Source organism: Pseudomonas marvdashtae (assembly GCF_014268655.2).
Lineage (GTDB): Bacteria > Pseudomonadota > Gammaproteobacteria > Pseudomonadales > Pseudomonadaceae > Aquipseudomonas > Aquipseudomonas marvdashtae.
This window is the reverse complement of the sequence record NZ_JABWQX020000001.1, coordinates 1,770,007-1,787,307: the sequence shown is the minus strand read 5'-3', so window position 1 is coordinate 1,787,307 and position 17,301 is coordinate 1,770,007. Positions and strand designations below refer to the sequence as shown.

Genomic DNA, 17,301 nt, shown 5'->3' with positions numbered 1-17,301 from the left:
AATCGGTTAAACGCAAACCGGCCCCTCAGGGCCGGTTCGTGACTCAGTTGTTGTACAGATCGATGATCGCGCTGACCGCCTGAGTCTTGGCCTTGGACGCATCGTTACGCGCGTTCTCGATCCGGTTCAGGTAGGCCTCGTCGATATCGCCGGTGACGTACTTGCCGTCGAATACCGCGCAATCGAACTGCTCGATCTTGATCTTGCCGCCGCCGACCGCTTCGATCAGGTCCGGCAGGTCCTGGTAGATCAGCCAGTCGGCGCCGATCAGGTCGGCGACCTCCTGGGTCGTGCGGTTATGAGCGATAAGCTCATGGGCACTCGGCATGTCGATGCCGTAGACGTTCGGGTAGCGCACGGCCGGGGCCGCGGAGCAGAAATACACATTCTTGGCACCCGCTTCGCGGGCCATCTGGATGATCTGCTTGCAGGTGGTGCCGCGCACGATGGAGTCGTCCACCAGCATCACGTTCTTGCCGCGGAATTCCAACTCGATCGCGTTGAGCTTCTGGCGTACGGATTTTTTCCGGGCAGCCTGGCCGGGCATGATGAAGGTACGGCCGATGTAGCGGTTCTTCACGAAGCCTTCGCGGAACTTCACGCCCAGGTGGTTCGCCAGTTCCAGGGCCGCGGTGCGGCTGGTGTCCGGAATCGGGATGACCACGTCGATGTCGTGGTCAGGACGCTCGCGCAGGATCTTGTCGGCCAGCTTCTCGCCCATGCGCAGGCGCGCCTTGTAGACCGAGATACCGTCGATGATCGAGTCCGGACGCGCCAGGTAGACGTGCTCGAAGATGCACGGGGTCAGGCTCGGGTTGGTCGCGCACTGGCGGGTATATAGCTTGCCGTCTTCAGTGATGTAGACGGCCTCGCCCGGGGCCAGGTCGCGAATCAAGGTGAAGCCCAGCACGTCCAGGGACACGCTCTCGGAGGCGATCATGTACTCGACGCCCTCGTCGGTATGACGCTGGCCGAATACGATCGGACGAATACCGTGCGGGTCACGGAAGCCGACAATGCCGTAGCCAGTGATCATCGCCACCACCGAATAACCACCGACACAACGGTTGTGCACGTCGGTCACGGCGGCGAACACGTCCTCTTCGGTCGGCTGCAGCTTGCCGCGCTGGGCCAGCTCGTGGGCGAACACGTTGAGCATCACTTCCGAGTCAGAGCTGGTGTTGACGTGGCGCAAGTCAGATTCGTAGATCTCCTTGGCCAGTTGCTCGACGTTGGTCAGGTTGCCGTTGTGCGCCAGGGTGATGCCGTACGGCGAATTGACGTAGAACGGCTGGGCCTCGGCCGACGTCGAGCTGCCCGCGGTCGGGTAACGCACGTGGCCGATGCCCATGTGGCCGACGAGGCGCTGCATGTGACGCTGATGGAACACGTCGCGCACCAGGCCATTGTCCTTGCGCAGGAATAACCGGCCGTCATGGCTGGTCACGATACCGGCAGCGTCCTGGCCGCGGTGCTGGAGCACGGTTAGCGCGTCATACAGCGCCTGATTGACGTTCGACTTACCGACGATACCGACGATGCCACACATGCGACGCAACCCCTACTTAATGGATCTGAACTGAACAACACTCACTGCGGCGTTTTGGCCATCGGCAAGAGGTGTTCCTTGAACGGTATTTCAGCGGGTACGCTGATACCGCTGGCAAGCCACTGACTGCTCCAACCCAGGATCAGGTTCTTGGACCAGTCTGCGACCAATAGAAATTGTGGCACGAGCCGGGACTCCTGCCACCACGTATCCTGTTGGACCGGCCCCAGGCTCAGCAGCCCGACGGCCACGACCACCAGCAACGCGCCACGCGCCGCGCCGAAGGCCATGCCCAGGAACCGGTCGGTCCCGGAAAGCCCGGTGACGCGAATCAGTTCACCGATCAGATAGTTGATCATTGCGCCAACCAGCAAGGTGGCGATAAACAAGATGGCACAACCCGCGATCACGCGAGCCGATGGGGTTTCGATGTATCCGGCGAGGTACTGGGACAGCGAGCCACCAAACATCCAGGCGACGACTCCCGCGATGATCCAAGTCAGCAGCGAGAGGGCTTCCTTGACGAAGCCGCGGCTCAGACTGATCAATGCGGAGATGGCGACGATCGCAACGATCGCCCAGTCAACCCAGGTAAATGGCACGGTGCAGCCTACAGACGGATAAGGCGGCGCATTTTAGCAGAGCGCAGGGCTGTCGGTAAGCTGCATGACTCAAATCAGCTAAATGGCCGTTCAACCGCGCTCTGGCTGGAAACGCACCACGAAACCCTTGAGGTTTTGCTGGCGATTGAGCAGGTCACGCAGGCGGTCGGCTTCGGCACGCTCGATCAGCGGGCCGACAAACACCCGGTTCTTGCCATCGGCGGAACGGATATAGGCGTTATAGCCTTGGCTGCGCAGGTTTTTCTGCAGTTTTTCAGCGCTTTCGCGGCTGGTGAGGCTCGCCAGTTGCACTGACCAACTGACCGACAGGCCGTTGGCATCGACGCGACTTTGCGTGGTGTCCGGCTTGGTAGCGGGGGTGATCGGCTGGCTTGGCGGCGGCTTGACCGCTGGTGTGGCCGGAACAGGCGTTGGCGCAACGACCGGCTTGCTCGGCGCCGACGGAGCAGGCGCTACGGCAGCGGGCGCGGAGGCAGTCGGCGCGGAAGGCTCGGTGGATTGCTCGGCCAGTTCCTCGTCGCTCGGAACAGGCTCTTGAGGCAACGCCTGCGGCTCGGGCACCGCCACCGGTTCGACCTGTACCGGCGGCACGGATGGCGCCTGGGGCGCGGACGGAGCATCAACCGTGACCTGGCGCTGCTCGTCCTGACGGGAAAACAGCATCGGCAGGAAAATCACTGCCAAGGCCACCAATACCAAGGCCCCGACCATGCGCTGCTTGTACGCTTTATCCAGCAATGCCATCTGCAGCTTCCTCCGTGGAGCGCCGGGCTAACCATTGAAGGGCCTCGGCAACGCAAAAAAATGATCCGAACAGCAGGATCTCATCAGCGGCCGTCGCCAGGGCGCACTGCCCTTCCAACGCGTCAGTCACGCTGCCATAGGCATCAACCGAAGCGCCACGACGCTGCAATGCTGCCTTCAACTCGCCTGCCGGACGCGAGCGCGGTGAATCCAGCGGCGCCACGGCCCAATGCTGGACACTAGCATTCAACGCGTCGACAACGCCATCCAAGTCCTTGTCCGACAGCAGCCCGAACACCGCCAAACGCTTGCCTGCCACCGGCCGTCGCGCCAGGCGCTCGGCCAGGTACTGGGCCGCATGGGGGTTATGGCCGACATCCAGCAGCAGGTTGATGCGCTTGCCTTGCCAATCGAACGAACGGCGGTCGAGACGACCGACGACGCGGGTTGCCTGCAACGCCTGGATACTCTGGCCGGCGTCCCAAGGCAAGCCCAACAACGAGTAAGCCTGGAGCGCCAGCGCGGCGTTTTCCATCGGCAGGTCGAGCAGCGGCAGATCATGCAGCTCCACCGGGTTGCCCTTGGCATCGGTGCCGCGCCACTGCCAATGCTGCTCGGTCATCGCCAGGTCGAAATCCCGCCCGCGCAGGAAGAATGGGCAGCCCAGCTCGCGAACCTTGTCCAGCAAAGGCTGCGGCGGATCGAGGTCGCCACAGAGCGCGGGCGCGCCCTGGCGGAAGATGCCGGCTTTTTCGAACGCCACGGATTCACGGGTATCACCCAGGTAATCGGCATGGTCCACGCCAATGCTGGTGACCAGCGCGACGTCCGCATCGACAAGGTTGACCGCATCCAGCCGTCCGCCCAGGCCGACTTCCAGCACGACAGCATCCAGGCCGGCACGAACGAACAACCAGAACGCCGCGAGGGTGCCCATCTCAAAATAGGTAAGGGATGTTTCGCCCCGCCCGGCTTCCACCGCGGCAAAGGCTTCGCACAGCTGGGCGTCAGTCGCCTCGACGCCGTTCACCTGTACCCGCTCGTTGTAGCGCAGCAGGTGCGGCGAACTGTAGACCCCGACGCTCAGCCCCTGGGCACGCAGCAGCGAAGCCACAAAGGCGCAGGTCGAACCCTTGCCGTTGGTGCCGGTCACCGTGATGACCCGGGGCGCCGGCTTGGCCAGTCCCATGCGGGACGCTACCGCTTGCGAGCGCTCCAGCCCCATGTCGATGGCCGATGGATGCAACTGCTCGAGGTAGGCAAGCCAGTCGCCCAGGGTGCGTTGGGTCATAGCCCGGCAGGCACTGGCGGAACCACGATCGGCTCGATCGGTGCGGCGACGAATTTCGGCGTCGGCAGGCCCATCAGCTGCGCCAGCAGGTTGCCCAGGCGCGGACGCAGTTCCTGGCGGTGAATGATCATATCGATGGCGCCGTGCTCCAAGAGGAACTCACTGCGCTGGAAGCCTTCCGGCAGCTTCTCGCGCACGGTCTGCTCGATCACACGCGGGCCGGCAAAGCCGATCAGCGCCTTCGGCTCGCCGACGATCACGTCGCCCAGCATCGCCAGACTGGCGGAAACACCGCCGTAGACCGGGTCGGTCAGCACCGAGATGAACGGAATGCCTTCTTCACGCAGACGCGCCAGCACCGCCGAGGTCTTGGCCATTTGCATCAGAGAGATCAGCGCTTCCTGCATCCGCGCACCGCCGGAAGCGGCGAAGCAGATCATCGGGCAACGGTTTTCCAGGGCGTAGTTGGCGGCGCGAACGAAGCGCTCGCCGACGATGGCGCCCATGGAACCGCCCATGAAGGAGAACTCGAAAGCCGAAACCACCACCGGCATGCCCAGCAAGGTACCGCTCATGGACACCAGAGCGTCTTTTTCACCGGTCTGCTTCTGGGCAGCGGTCAGGCGATCCTTGTACTTCTTGCCGTCGCGGAATTTCAGGCGGTCCACCGGCTCCAGGTCGGCGCCAAGTTCCACGCGACCTTCTGCGTCGAGGAAAATATCGATACGGGCACGCGCGCCGATGCGCATGTGGTGGTTGCACTTGGGGCAAACGTCCAGGGTCTTTTCCAGCTCGGGACGGTACAGCACCGCCTCGCAGGACGGACATTTGTGCCACAGACCTTCAGGCACCGAGCTTTTCTTCACCTCGGAACGCATGATCGAAGGGATCAGTTTGTCTACCAACCAGTTGCTCATGCTTTCTTTCTCCAGTACCGGCGGCCCGAACGCTTTGGTTCGCGGCCCCGCGTATGCCCTTGAGCTAAATTCATTGTGCGGCGAGGATCGAACGGCCACCACGGTCAGCGCGAAACATGACCTGCGTGCAGCCCAACCTCCTCAGCCATCCCGACAACCGCTGCACTGCGGTCGCCACTACGCTATCGACCCACCCGGAGGCGGTGCCTGCCTGCTTTGTACAGTGCAGGTATGGACGGCGGCAGTCTGCCAGCCGTCACATTGACTACTGGCTGTTGCGAACAGCAGCCATGAACGCGCGAATCTTTGCCTGATCCTTGATGCCCTTGGCCTGCTCCACCCCGCCGCTGACGTCCACCGCATAGGGGCGAACATGGGCAATGGCCTCAGCCACGTTCTGCACGGTCAGGCCACCGGCGAGGATGATCGGCTTGCAAAGACCTCGAGGCACCAAAGCCCAGTCGAACGCTTCGCCAGTCCCACCCGGAACGCCTTCCACGTAGGTGTCCAGCAGGATGCCGCTGGCACCGGAAAAGGCTTGGCAACTGGCCGAAATGTCATCGCCTGCCTTGACCCGCAACGCCTTGATATAGGGTCGATGCCAGCCCTCGCAATCGTCCGGCGTCTCGTCGCCATGGAACTGCAGCATGGCCAGCGGCACCGCATCGAGGATCTCGCCCAGCTCGCAACGGCTGGCGTTGACGAACAACCCTACAGGGGTCACGAACGGCGGCAACGCCCGGATGATCGCCCTCGCCTGCTGCACCGTCACCGCTCGCGGGCTCTTGGCATAGAACACCAGCCCGATGGCGTCCGCACCGGCCTCGACCGCCGCCAACGCGTCCTCGACGCGGGTGATCCCGCAAATCTTGCTGCGAACGACCGGCATGGTGGGTAAACCCTCAGGCAAATCCGTGAAAGTCCCGGATGGTAACAAATGCAACGAAGGCCGTCAGCCGTCGAGTTCCGAGAAGCCCGTGAGGAAATGTGGCCCGATGTAACGTTCCGGCAGCTCGAACTCATCGTGGTATTCCACCTGCACCAGATACAAGCCAAACGGGTGCGCGGTGACGCCACCGGTACGGCGGATGCGGCTCTCGAGCACTTCCTTGATCCATTCCACCGGTCGCTCACCCGCGCCAATGGTCATCAGCACGCCGGCAATGTTGCGCACCATGTGATGCAGGAATGCGCTCGCGCGGATGTCGAGCACGATCATCTTGCCGTGACGAGTCACGCGCAGGTGATGCAGTTCCTTGATCGGCGACTTGGCTTGGCACTGGCCGGCGCGAAAGGCACTGAAGTCATGGACACCGACCAGGTATTGCGCGGCCTCGGCCATGCGTTCGACGTCCAGCGGGCGGTGGTTCCAGGTGATTTCTTCGTTCAGGTGCGCCGGACGGATCTGGTCGTTGTAGATCACGTAGCGATAACGCCGGGCGATGGCCTTGAAGCGCGCGTGAAAATGCGCAGGCATCGCCTTGGCCCAGCTGACGCTGACGTCGTGGGGCAAGTTGATGTTGGCGCCCATGACCCAGGCTTTCATCGAGCGCTCGACCTGGGTGTCGAAATGCACCACCTGGCCGCAGGCATGCACGCCGGCATCGGTACGCCCGGCGCAATGCAGCGACACGGGCGAGTCGGCGACTTTGGACAGCGCGTTTTCAAGGGTTTCCTGCACCGTCAGTACGCCGGAGGCCTGACGCTGCCAGCCGCGATAGCGCGAGCCTTTGTATTCAACGCCCAGGGCGATCCGGAAGAAGCCGTCGGCCGCCATTTCGGCGGCTGGGTTGTCTATGTTTGCCAAGGAATTACAGCCTGCTGAGATACGCAAAGGCGGGCATTATAAGGCCGCAGCGACGGGATGCCAGTGCAACCGGCGGTCCTTCGCCACGATGAATCGCGCGCAAACAAGAACGGCAGCCTCATCGGCTGCCGTTCTTGGTCTACTGCTGACTCACGCCAGGCGCGAGAGCATTTCCTGCGCTTCGCTTTTCTGCGTGGCGTCGCCTTCGCTGAGGACTTCGCCGAGGATATCCCGCGCACCGTCGCTGTCGCCCATATCGATGTAGGCCTGGGCCAGGTCGAGCTTGGTTGCCACTTCGTTGGTGCCGCTGAGGAAGTCGAAGTCTTCCGGTTCATCGCCAGCACTCGCCAAGGCATCTTCGGCGGTGAAGGTTGGCTGGCTCAGACTGTCGGACAGGCGATCCAACTCGGCGTTGACATCATCCAACTCCGATTCGAAAGCGTCTTTCGGCCGGTCCTGGGCGTCCATTTCGTCGGCCAGGGACAGATCGAAATCCGCTGGCAGCTCGAGATCGTCGGACGGGGTGTCATCCAGGGCAGGCGTGTCGGCGGCTGGCGTGTCCAAGCCTTTGAGATCGTCGTCCAGGTCCAGCAGGAAGTCTTCATCAGCCAAGGCTGGCGCCGGAGCATCGGCACCCAGGTCCAGGTCGAAGTCCGACAGATCGTCGAGGCTTTCGTCAGCCTGATTGGCTTCGGTCTGCTGCTTGAGCAGCGCCTCGAAGTCCAAGTCGTCGTCGGCTGGAAATGCGTCCAGCTCGACAGCAGGCTCCGGCGCCGCGGGGGTCGGTGTTTCCAGATCGTCCAGGCTCAAGTCAAAGGCACTGTCGAGCTCTTCATTGGTCGCCGGCGTGTCTTCCAGCAGCGACTTGACGTATTGAGCATCCAGTTCGGCGGCGACCGCCGCAGCGGCCAAGCCTGCGCCGGCGGCGACCGCCATGGCCGGGAAACGGCTCTTGAGCTGTTCAACCTGCGCGTAGTTCTCGCCGTTGGCGACCAGTTGGCGCTCCTGGGCCACAAAGGCGTCGCGGTCGCCTTGCTGGCCATAGACCTCCATCAATTTCAATCGCAGATCGCTGCGCTGGGGCTCGGCCTTGATGCCTTGCTCCAGCAGGTCAGCGGCCTGATTCAAGCGACCGCGGTCGATGTGAGACTGGGCCTGGGGCAACACATCGTCATCGGAAGGCTCGGCGGCCGGTGCCACCAGCGGTGCGGCGATCGGTGGCGTGACGATCACGGGCGCAACCAACGGCGCTGGCTTGGGTACTGGCGCCGGGGCTGGCTTGGGCTCGAGCTTTACGCTTGGCGGTGGAACGTCAATGCCCTCGAAGCTGCTCGGGGGCAGATCGAGCTCCGGGGAGAAGTCGGCCTCCTCCTCGAGGGCTCGGGCCATGCGCAGATGTTTCTCAGCTTCCTGCTGGGCCTTGCGGCGACGGGCGAGCAACAACAGCAGGAGCAAGAGGACCAACGCGCCACCGCCGATCAGACCCAACAGGATCGGATTGGTCAGCAGGTCGTTGTACTTTTTCTCATCGGAAGCAGCAGCTGTCGACTCGACCGGAGTGGCCTGCGGAGTCGCCTCTGAGGCGGCTTCGGGTGCTGGCGTTGGTGTCGGCGCTTGTGCCGACGGCCCAGGGGTCAACTCTGCCGACATCGTCGGGGTCGACCCGCCGGCCGGAGGAACAGCGGCGCCCTCGCCCTGCATCGTGGCCAGTTGATTGTTCTTCAGCTCGATCAGGCGCTGCAGCTTGTCCAGCTGGCTTTGCAGATCGGCCATGCGGCTTTTCAGTTCTTCATTGTCGCGGCGGGCCGAATCGAGGCTCTCCTGCGTCACCGCAAGCTTGTCGCTCAGCGCCTGGGCATCGCCAGCGGCCCCTTTGCCCTTGTTGCCGGCCTTCGCCGACTCGGCGGAAACCAGGCTCAGGTTATCGCGACCGGCCGCCTGGGCTGGGGCGCCTTCATTAGCGCCACGCTTGGTGGCGTCCAACTGCTGTCGACCGTTACCTGCCACACCCCGACGCCCCTGGCGCCAGGCAGCATTCTGCGCGGCCACTTCAGCGATGGCCTGGGGTTGTGGCAACGCGGTGCTTTGCACTGGGTCCGGCAGGCGCAGTACTTGGCCGGTCTTGAGGAGATTGATGTTGCCGTTGATGAATGCGTTCGGATTCAGCGCTTGGATCGCCAGCATGGTCTGCTGCACGGACCCGCCATTGCGCACCTTGGCGGCGATTTCCCACAGGGTGTCGCGCGGCGTGGTGGTGTATTGGGAAGGCTTGGTGGCGCCGGTTACTGGCGAAGAGACCGCCTGGGACGGCTTGGCCCTGGCGGCATCGGCGGCCTGCGGCGAGAATTTGGAAGGATCGATCAGCACACTGTAGTCGCGCAGCAAACGGCCATTGGGCCACATCACTTGCACGAGGAACTTGACCATGGGCTCGGACATTGGCCGACTGGACGTTACCCGCAGGACGCTCTTGCCGTTGGCGTTGATGACCGGGGTGAAGCTCAGGTCATTGAGAAACGCCTGGCGATCGATGCCTGCCTTGGCGAATTCTTCGGGCGGGGCCAGGCTTGGCACGACTTCGGCGGCCGTCAGCTGCTGGACATCGAGCAACTCGATCTCCGCCACAAGAGGTTGGTTCGGCGGCGACTTCAGGGTCAATTCCCCGAGCCCGAGCGCTTGCGCCATACCGGAGGACAGCGCCGAGGCGGCCGCTATTGCTAACACCAGTTTGCGAACTTGAACCATAGCCTCTTCCTTTGTTTGAACATTCCTCGGCCAGCGAGAAGGTGTTGATGCCGCTGCCGTAAGGCATTGCGCGCAGCCCCGAAGCGACGGCGCGCGCGATCGTTTCACTCATGCCCAGGAGAAGTCCCCGGGAGGGAGGTTCGCCTTCAGCATTCTGACCAAGCATAGCGCCCAGCTAGAACCATTCGACAAATTGTTGCCAAGTATCTTTTACAGCAGGTCTTTTATCAACAACTCAGCCACCTGCACCGCATTGAGCGCCGCACCCTTGCGCACGTTATCTGACGTCAGCCACATATTTAGTTCCGCCGGGTCGTCGATACCGCCGCGTACGCGTCCGATATAAACCACGTCCTGCCCCACCGCATCCCCCACTGGGGTCGGGTAATCGCCCGCGTCTACCAGCTCGATGCCAGGGGCCGCTTCCAGAGCTGCGTTGATCTTCGCCAGGTCAATGGCACGGGCAGACTGCACGGTCACGCTAAAGCTATCGCCAAAAAACACCGGGGCTTGAATGCAAGTGACGGAAATCTTTAACAAAGGTTGTTCCAGCACCTGGCGCAACTCGCCCACCAGGCGTTTTTCCAGCGATGTGTGACCCTGTTCATCCGGAGCACCGACCTGGGCCAGCAGATTGAATGCCATCTGCCGATCGAAGAATTTCGGCTCAAGTGGGCGAGCGTTGAGTAGCTCGGCGGTCTGGCGCGCCAGCTCGCTCACCGCCGCGCGTCCTTGGGCGGACACGGCGAGGCTGGCGGTCAGGCTGATGCGCTCCATCTCCAAGTATTCGCGCAGCGGTGCCAATGCAACAGCCAACACCGTCGCCGAGGCGCTGGGGCTGCTGACTTGGATCGGCTTGCGCAGGCCAGCCAGCTTCTTCGGGTTGGCCTCCGGCACAATCTGCGGGGCCTGTTCTGGCGACAACGCGCCGGACAGATCTATCAGCGCACAGCCGGCAGCCGTGGCACGCGGGGCGAAACTCAGGGTGACCGCCGGTCCGGCCGCGAAGAACGCCAGTTGGACTTTGCTGAAATCAAATTCATCGACCTCACGTACCCGCACGTTTTTGCCGCGAAACATCACCGAGCTTCCCGCCGATTCGCTGCTGGCCAGCAGGTGCAGGGTGCCGACCGGAAAATCCCGCTCTTCAAGAATCTGGACTAGGGTTTCGCCGACAGTACCGGTGGCGCCGATCACGGCAATATCAAAGGACTGGCTCATGGGTCTACCTCAGGTAAAACGTGGGGAGCGGCACTTTACCGGCTGGTTGGCGGGCAAGCAATTGAGCGTAGGAAAACCGCTGCCGGCACATAAAAAAACCCGCACCTCTCACAAGGCACGGGTTCTTTCACGGCAGCAATCGATCAACGTTCGAGCAGGATCCGCAACATGCGACGCAACGGCTCGGCCGCGCCCCACAACAGTTGATCGCCAACGGTGAAGGCACCGACGAATTGCGACCCCATGTTCAGTTTGCGCAGACGGCCCACCGGCACGTTCAGAGTGCCAGTGACCTTGGTCGGACTCAGCTCCTGCATGCTGGTTTCACGATTGTTCGGCACCAGTTTGACCCAAGGGTTGTGCTGGCTGATCAGGCCTTCGATGTCGGCAATCGGCACGTCTTTGTTCAGCTTGATGGTCAGCGCCTGGCTGTGGCAACGCATCGCACCGATACGCACGCAGATGCCGTCCACCGGGATCGGACTCTTGAAGCGACCCAGGATCTTGTTGGTTTCGGCCTGGGCCTTCCACTCTTCACGGCTCTGGCCGTTGGGCAGTTCCTTGTCGATCCAGGGGATCAGGCTGCCGGCCAGCGGTACGCCGAAGTTCTCGGTCGGGTAGGCATCGCTGCGCATCGCCTCGGCGACCTTGCGGTCGATGTCGAGGATGGCACTGGCCGGGTTGGCCAGATCATCGGCGACGGCGGCGTGGGTCGCGCCCATCTGCTTGATCAGCTCACGCATGTTCTGCGCGCCGGCACCGGACGCCGCTTGGTAGGTCATGGCGCTCATCCATTCCACCAGGCCGGCTTCGAACAGGCCGCCAAGACCCATCAGCATCAGGCTGACGGTGCAGTTGCCGCCGATATAGTTCTTGGTGCCCGCATCCAGCTGCTGGTCGATGACCTTGCGGTTGACCGGGTCGAGGATGATCACCGCGTCGTCCTGCATGCGCAGGCTGGAAGCGGCGTCGATCCAGTAACCCTGCCAGCCGGCTTCACGCAGCTTGGGGAACACTTCGCTGGTGTAGTCGCCGCCCTGGCAGGTCAGGATCACGTCGAGGGTCTTGAGCTCTTCGATGCTGTAGGCATCCTTGAGCGCACCGGTGTCCTTGCCCACGGATGGGCCTTGGCCACCGACATTGGAGGTGGTGAAAAACACCGGCTCAATGAGATCGAAATCCTGCTCTTCCAGCATTCGCTGCATGAGCACGGAACCGACCATGCCGCGCCAACCGATCAGACCTACACGTTTCATCGCAACTACACCTATACAAAAGTGGGCCACCGTCGAAGCGGTGGGCCGCAAAGATTACAGATTCCGCAGCGCGGCGACTACTGCATCGCCCATTTGCTGCGTACCGACTTTGGTACAACCCTGCGACCAGATATCACCGGTGCGCAAGCCTTGGTCCAGGACCACGCTGACGGCTTTTTCGATCGCGTCGGCGGCATCGTTCAAGTTGAAGCTGTAACGCAGCATCATCGACACCGACAGGATGGTCGCCAATGGGTTGGCAATGCCCTGCCCGGCGATGTCCGGCGCCGAACCGTGACATGGCTCGTACATGCCCTTGTTGTTGGCGTCCAGGGAGGCCGACGGCAGCATGCCGATGGAGCCGGTGAGCATCGACGCTTCGTCGGACAGGATGTCGCCGAACATATTGTCGGTGACGATCACATCGAACTGCTTCGGCGCGCGTACCAGTTGCATGGCGGCGTTGTCGACGTACATGTGGCTCAGTTCGACGTCCGGGTAATCCTTGGCCACCTGCTCGACCACTTCGCGCCACAGTTGGCTGGACGCCAGCACGTTAGCCTTGTCCACGGAGCAGAGCTTCTTGCCACGCACGCGGGCCATGTCGAAGCCGACCCGAGCGATGCGGCGGATTTCGCTTTCGCTGTACGGCAGCGTGTCATAGGCCTGGCGCTCGCCGTTCTCCAGCTCACGAGTGCCACGCGGGGCGCCGAAGTAGATACCGCCGGTCAGCTCGCGGACGATGAGGATGTCCAGGCCCGAGACGATTTCCGGCTTCAGGCTCGAGGCATCGGCCAGTTGCGGGTAAAGGATCGCCGGGCGCAGGTTGCCGAACAGGCCCAGTTGCGCGCGAATCTTCAGCAGGCCGCGCTCAGGACGGATGTCGCGTTCGATCTTGTCCCATTTCGGGCCACCCACGGCGCCCAGCAGCACGGCATCGGCCGCGCGGGCACGGTCCAGGGTTTCATCGGCCAGCGGCACGCCGTGCTTGTCGATGGCCGCGCCGCCGATCACGTCGTGGCTGAGCTCGAAGCCCAGGCCGTACTTGTCGTTCGCCAGCTCCAGGACCTTGACAGCCTCGGCCATGATTTCCGGGCCAATGCCATCACCTGGGAGAATCAGAATCTGCTTGCTCATGCTTTCCTCATTTGCTCTGTCGGAACACGCCTCTGGGCATGGCCGGGAAAAATGTTATCGCTCGGCCCACAGCACCAGCACATCCGTACTGAACGAACCATCGGCCTCAATCTGAAAATATTCACGCACTTCATCGCCCATCGAGCGCTGCAACTCAAGAATCGCCGCTCGCATCACGTCCGGGGTGCGCATGCGCTCGACCCACGATTGGTACTCCAGGCGCAAGCGCTGACGGGAGGTGCTACGGGTGTGCAGCCCCGCCTCGCTGACCTGGCGCAACCACTCGGCAGCCGAATAGTCGCGCACATGACTGGTGTCGCGCAGCACTTCGACGCTTTGCAAGTAGGTATCGAACAGCGGCGTGCCCGGCGACAGGATGTCGATGAACGCCGTCACCCCACCCGGCTTGAGCACCCGGCGAACTTCGCGCAGCGCCAGGCCCAGGTCGCTCCAATGATGCGCCGAATACCGGCTGAAGACGAAATCGAACTCGCCGTCGGCAAACGGCAAGCGCTCGGCGGCGCCACGTACCGTGCTGATATTGCCCAGGCCACGCTCCGCTGCCGCCGTGGCAACTACGTCGAGCATTTGCTGGGACAAATCATAAGCCACCACTTCACCGGCCAGCGGCGCCACGTGGAAACTCACATGGCCAGCGCCGCAGCCCAGATCCAGCACGCGGGCATCGCCGCGACCGGCCAACGCCGCCTGTAGCAGTGCGAATTCAGCACCCTGGGCGTGCACGGCACTGCTCAGGTAGGCCGAGGCCTGTTCACCGAATTGCTTTTGTACAACCTGACTGTGGGCGGCGCTGGTCATGGGATGTCCTTATGGTTTCGTGTTTCTGGCGTCTTTACTCGTTACGCAAAATCAAGCATCGCGAAACAACCAAGGCTGGCTCGCCCGGTGCTTGGCCTCGAAGGTGGCAATCGCCTCGCCGTCCTGCAAGGTCAGGCCAATGTCATCCAGGCCGTTGAGCAGGCAGTGCTTGCGGAACGCGTCGATCTCGAAACCCAGCACCTTGCCGTCGGGACGGGTCACGGTCTGGGCGGCCAGGTCGACCTGCAATTGATAGCCAGGGTTGGCCTCGACCTGCTGGAACAGCTCATCCACTTCGGCATCGCTGAGGATGATCGGCAGCAAGCCGTTCTTGAAGCTGTTGTTGAAGAAAATGTCGGCGTAGCTCGGCGCGATGATGCTGCGAAAACCGTACTCTTCCAGGGCCCATGGCGCGTGCTCGCGGCTGGAACCGCAGCCGAAGTTCTCCCGCGCCAGCAACACGCTGGCGCCCTGGTAACGCTCGGCGTTGAGCACGAAATCCTTGTTCAACGGACGCTTGGAGTTGTCCTGGTACGGCTGGCCGACATCCAGGTAGCGCCATTCATCGAACAGGTTCGGGCCGAAGCCGGTACGCTTGATGGACTTCAAGAACTGCTTGGGAATGATCTGGTCGGTGTCGACGTTGGCACGATCCAAAGGCGCGACAAGACCGGTGTGCTGGGTAAAAGCTTTCATGCTGCGCTCCTTCAGATCAATTCGCGGACATCGACAAAACGGCCGTTGACGGCAGCGGCGGCGGCCATCGCCGGGCTCACCAGGTGCGTGCGGCCACCGGCGCCTTGACGGCCTTCGAAGTTTCGGTTGGACGTCGAGGCGCAATGCTCGCCCGACTCCAGGCGATCCGGGTTCATCGCCAGGCACATGGAGCACCCTGGCTCGCGCCATTCGAAACCGGCCTCGAGGAAAATCTTGTCCAGCCCTTCCGCTTCGGCCTGGGCTTTTACCAGGCCCGAGCCCGGCACCACGATGGCCTGCTTGATGGTCGAGGCGACCTTGCGGCCCTTGGCGATCACGGCAGCGGCGCGCAGGTCTTCGATCCGCGAATTGGTGCAAGAGCCAATGAATACGCGGTCGAGCTGAATGTCGGTGATCGCCTGGTTGGCGCTCAAGCCCATGTACTTCAAGGCGCGGACAATGGAGTCACGCTTGACCAGGTCCATTTCCTTGGCCGGATCCGGCACGTTCTGGTCCACGGCCAAGACCATTTCCGGGGAGGTGCCCCAGCTCACTTGCGGCTTGATCTGCGTCGCGTCGAGCTCGACCACGGTGTCGAACTGGGCATCGGCATCGGAGACCAGGTCTTTCCAGGCCTCGACCGCCATGCCCCACTCGGCGCCTTTGGGCGAAAACGGACGGCCCTTGACGTACTCCACGGTTTTTTCATCGGCGGCCACCAGCCCGACGCGGGCGCCGGCCTCGATGGACATGTTGCAGATGGTCATGCGGCCTTCGACGGACAAGTCGCGGATCGCGCTGCCGGCGAATTCGATGGCATGGCCGTTACCGCCGGCGGTGCCGATCTTGCCGATCACGGCCAGGACGATGTCCTTGGCGGTCACGCCGAACGGCAACTGGCCTTCGACGCGCACCAGCATGTTTTTCATTTTCTTGGCGACCAGGCACTGGGTGGCGAGCACATGCTCGACCTCGGAGGTGCCGATGCCATGGGCCAGGGCGCCGAAAGCACCGTGGGTCGAAGTGTGCGAGTCGCCGCAGACCACGGTCATGCCGGGCAAGGTCGCGCCCTGCTCCGGGCCAATGACGTGGACGATGCCCTGGCGCACATCGTTCATCTTGAATTCCACGATGCCGTATTCGTCACAGTTATCGTCGAGGGTCTGGACTTGCAGGCGCGAGACCTGGTCGGCAATCGCTTCGATGCCGCCCTTGCGCTCCGGCGTGGTCGGTACGTTGTGGTCCGGGGTGGCGATGTTGGCATCGATGCGCCAAGGCTTGCGCCCGGCCAGGCGCAGACCTTCGAAGGCTTGCGGCGAGGTCACTTCGTGAATGATGTGACGGTCGATGTAGATCAGCGCCGAGCCATCGTCGCGCTGCTTGACCAAATGCGAGTCCCAGAGTTTGTCGTAGAGCGTTTTGCCGGCCATCAGACGGTTTCCTCATCAGCTTGTTTCTATGCCCCGGGCCTCGAACGAATCAATAACCCCTTGGCTTGTGAGGCTGATGGTAAGAGGCTACATTAAATAACTCAAATTCATATTTTTCATGCTTTGCATAACTAACTGGAATCCGACCAGAAACGCCATGGACCTTGCCAACCTCAATGCCTTTATTGCCATCGCCGAAACCGGCAGTTTCTCCGGCGCCGGCGAGCGCCTGCACCTGACCCAGCCGGCCATCAGCAAGCGCATCGCCGGGCTGGAACAGCAACTCAAGGTGCGCCTGTTCGACCGGCTGGGCCGGGAAGTCGGCCTGACCGAAGCCGGGCGGGCCCTGCTGCCACGGGCCTATCAGATCCTCAACGTGCTGGACGACACCCGCCGTGCCCTGACCAACCTGACCGGCGAAGTGACCGGGCGCCTGACGCTCGCCACCAGCCACCACATCGGCTTGCATCGACTGCCGCCGCTGTTAAGGGAATTCACCCGACGTTACCCACAGGTGGCATTGGATATTCAGTTCCTGGATTCAGAAGTGGCCTACGAGGAAATCCTCCATGGCCGGGCGGAACTGGCGGTTATTACCCTGGCCCCCGAGCCCCACTCACTGGTGCGAGCCACACCGGTGTGGGACGACCCGCTGGATTTCGTGGTCGCGCCGGAACATGCATTGCTGGACAACGGCGCGGTGAGCCTGGCGGACATCGCCCTGCATCCGGCGGTTTTTCCAGGCGGCAACACCTTCACCCACCACATTGTGCGACGGCTGTTCGAGGCCCAGGGGCTGACGCCGAACATCGCCATGAGCACGAATTACTTGGAAACCATAAAAATGATGGTCTCCATCGGCCTGGCCTGGAGCGTTTTGCCACGCACCATGCTCGATGAACAGGTGGCGCGCGTGCCTTTACCGGGCATACAGCTCAGTCGCCAGCTAGGCTATATCTTGCACACCGAAAGGACGCTGTCGAACGCTGCGCGGGCTTTCATGGCTCTATTGGATGCACAAGTCGATCTGCCACGGACACCGGCATAAGTTGTGCTACTCCTATAG

General features: G+C 62.4%; 15 protein-coding genes. 1 reads left to right on the top strand and 14 read right to left on the bottom strand.

All coding sequences use genetic code 11. From position 1 onward, the window contains the following. Positions 1-43: 43 nt before the first annotated feature. The 14 genes from purF to leuC all read right to left on the bottom strand — a co-directional run bounded on the left by purF (position 44) and on the right by leuC (position 16,235). The gene (gene purF, locus HU742_RS08205) at positions 44-1,549 is read right to left on the bottom strand and encodes an amidophosphoribosyltransferase (RefSeq protein ID WP_030142021.1); all 1,506 of its coding nucleotides are present in this window, start codon (positions 1,547-1,549) and stop codon (positions 44-46) included. 41 nt (positions 1,550-1,590) lie between these two features. Continuing rightward, positions 1,591-2,151 (bottom strand): CvpA family protein, encoded by a 561-nt coding sequence (locus HU742_RS08200; RefSeq protein ID WP_003179770.1) that lies wholly within the window; start codon positions 2,149-2,151, stop codon positions 1,591-1,593. A gap of 90 nt (positions 2,152-2,241) precedes the next feature. After that, positions 2,242-2,916 (bottom strand): SPOR domain-containing protein, encoded by a 675-nt coding sequence (locus HU742_RS08195; protein ID WP_186639891.1) that lies wholly within the window; start codon positions 2,914-2,916, stop codon positions 2,242-2,244. Next, positions 2,900-4,207 carry a bifunctional tetrahydrofolate synthase/dihydrofolate synthase gene (folC, locus tag HU742_RS08190; protein WP_186639893.1) on the bottom strand — a complete coding sequence of 436 codons (1,308 nt, stop codon included), beginning with the start codon at positions 4,205-4,207 and terminating at the stop codon, positions 2,900-2,902. The genes HU742_RS08195 and folC overlap by 17 nt, the downstream gene beginning before the upstream one ends. Continuing rightward, positions 4,204-5,124: an acetyl-CoA carboxylase, carboxyltransferase subunit beta gene (gene accD / locus HU742_RS08185; protein ID WP_030142025.1), complete on the bottom strand. Its 921-nt coding sequence runs from the start codon at positions 5,122-5,124 to the stop codon at positions 4,204-4,206. The genes folC and accD overlap by 4 nt, the downstream gene beginning before the upstream one ends. A gap of 265 nt (positions 5,125-5,389) precedes the next feature. Beyond that, positions 5,390-6,013, bottom strand: a complete 624-nt coding sequence (locus tag HU742_RS08180) for a phosphoribosylanthranilate isomerase (RefSeq protein ID WP_186642197.1) — start codon at positions 6,011-6,013, stop codon at positions 5,390-5,392. Positions 6,014-6,076: 63 nt separating this feature from the next. Beyond that, the gene (truA, locus tag HU742_RS08175; RefSeq protein ID WP_186640018.1) at positions 6,077-6,901 is read right to left on the bottom strand and encodes a tRNA pseudouridine(38-40) synthase TruA; all 825 of its coding nucleotides are present in this window, start codon (positions 6,899-6,901) and stop codon (positions 6,077-6,079) included. Positions 6,902-7,081: 180 nt separating this feature from the next. Continuing rightward, the gene (locus HU742_RS08170; protein WP_186642196.1) at positions 7,082-9,676 is read right to left on the bottom strand and encodes a FimV/HubP family polar landmark protein; all 2,595 of its coding nucleotides are present in this window, start codon (positions 9,674-9,676) and stop codon (positions 7,082-7,084) included. Positions 9,677-9,886: 210 nt separating this feature from the next. After that, complete coding sequence (locus tag HU742_RS08165; RefSeq protein ID WP_186639899.1) at positions 9,887-10,897, bottom strand: aspartate-semialdehyde dehydrogenase; 1,011 nt, start codon at positions 10,895-10,897, stop codon at positions 9,887-9,889. Between the two features lie 143 nt (positions 10,898-11,040). Continuing rightward, positions 11,041-12,153, bottom strand: coding sequence for an aspartate-semialdehyde dehydrogenase (gene asd / locus HU742_RS08160; protein ID WP_024779161.1), 1,113 nt, complete (start codon positions 12,151-12,153; stop codon positions 11,041-11,043). Between the two features lie 54 nt (positions 12,154-12,207). Beyond that, positions 12,208-13,290 carry a 3-isopropylmalate dehydrogenase gene (gene leuB / locus HU742_RS08155; RefSeq protein WP_053123468.1) on the bottom strand — a complete coding sequence of 361 codons (1,083 nt, stop codon included), beginning with the start codon at positions 13,288-13,290 and terminating at the stop codon, positions 12,208-12,210. Positions 13,291-13,344: 54 nt separating this feature from the next. Beyond that, the gene (locus HU742_RS08150) at positions 13,345-14,109 is read right to left on the bottom strand and encodes a class I SAM-dependent methyltransferase (RefSeq protein ID WP_186642195.1); all 765 of its coding nucleotides are present in this window, start codon (positions 14,107-14,109) and stop codon (positions 13,345-13,347) included. A gap of 51 nt (positions 14,110-14,160) precedes the next feature. Further along, positions 14,161-14,805 (bottom strand): 3-isopropylmalate dehydratase small subunit, encoded by a 645-nt coding sequence (leuD, locus tag HU742_RS08145; protein WP_186639903.1) that lies wholly within the window; start codon positions 14,803-14,805, stop codon positions 14,161-14,163. 11 nt (positions 14,806-14,816) lie between these two features. Beyond that, on the bottom strand, positions 14,817-16,235 hold the full coding sequence (gene leuC, locus HU742_RS08140; RefSeq protein WP_186642194.1) for a 3-isopropylmalate dehydratase large subunit: 1,419 nt from the start codon (positions 16,233-16,235) through the stop codon (positions 14,817-14,819). 157 nt (positions 16,236-16,392) lie between these two features. On the opposite strand from leuC, the gene HU742_RS08135 reads away from it, so the two are divergent. Next, positions 16,393-17,283, top strand: a complete 891-nt coding sequence (locus tag HU742_RS08135) for a LysR family transcriptional regulator (RefSeq protein ID WP_186615491.1) — start codon at positions 16,393-16,395, stop codon at positions 17,281-17,283. The last annotated feature ends 18 nt before the right edge of the window (positions 17,284-17,301 follow it).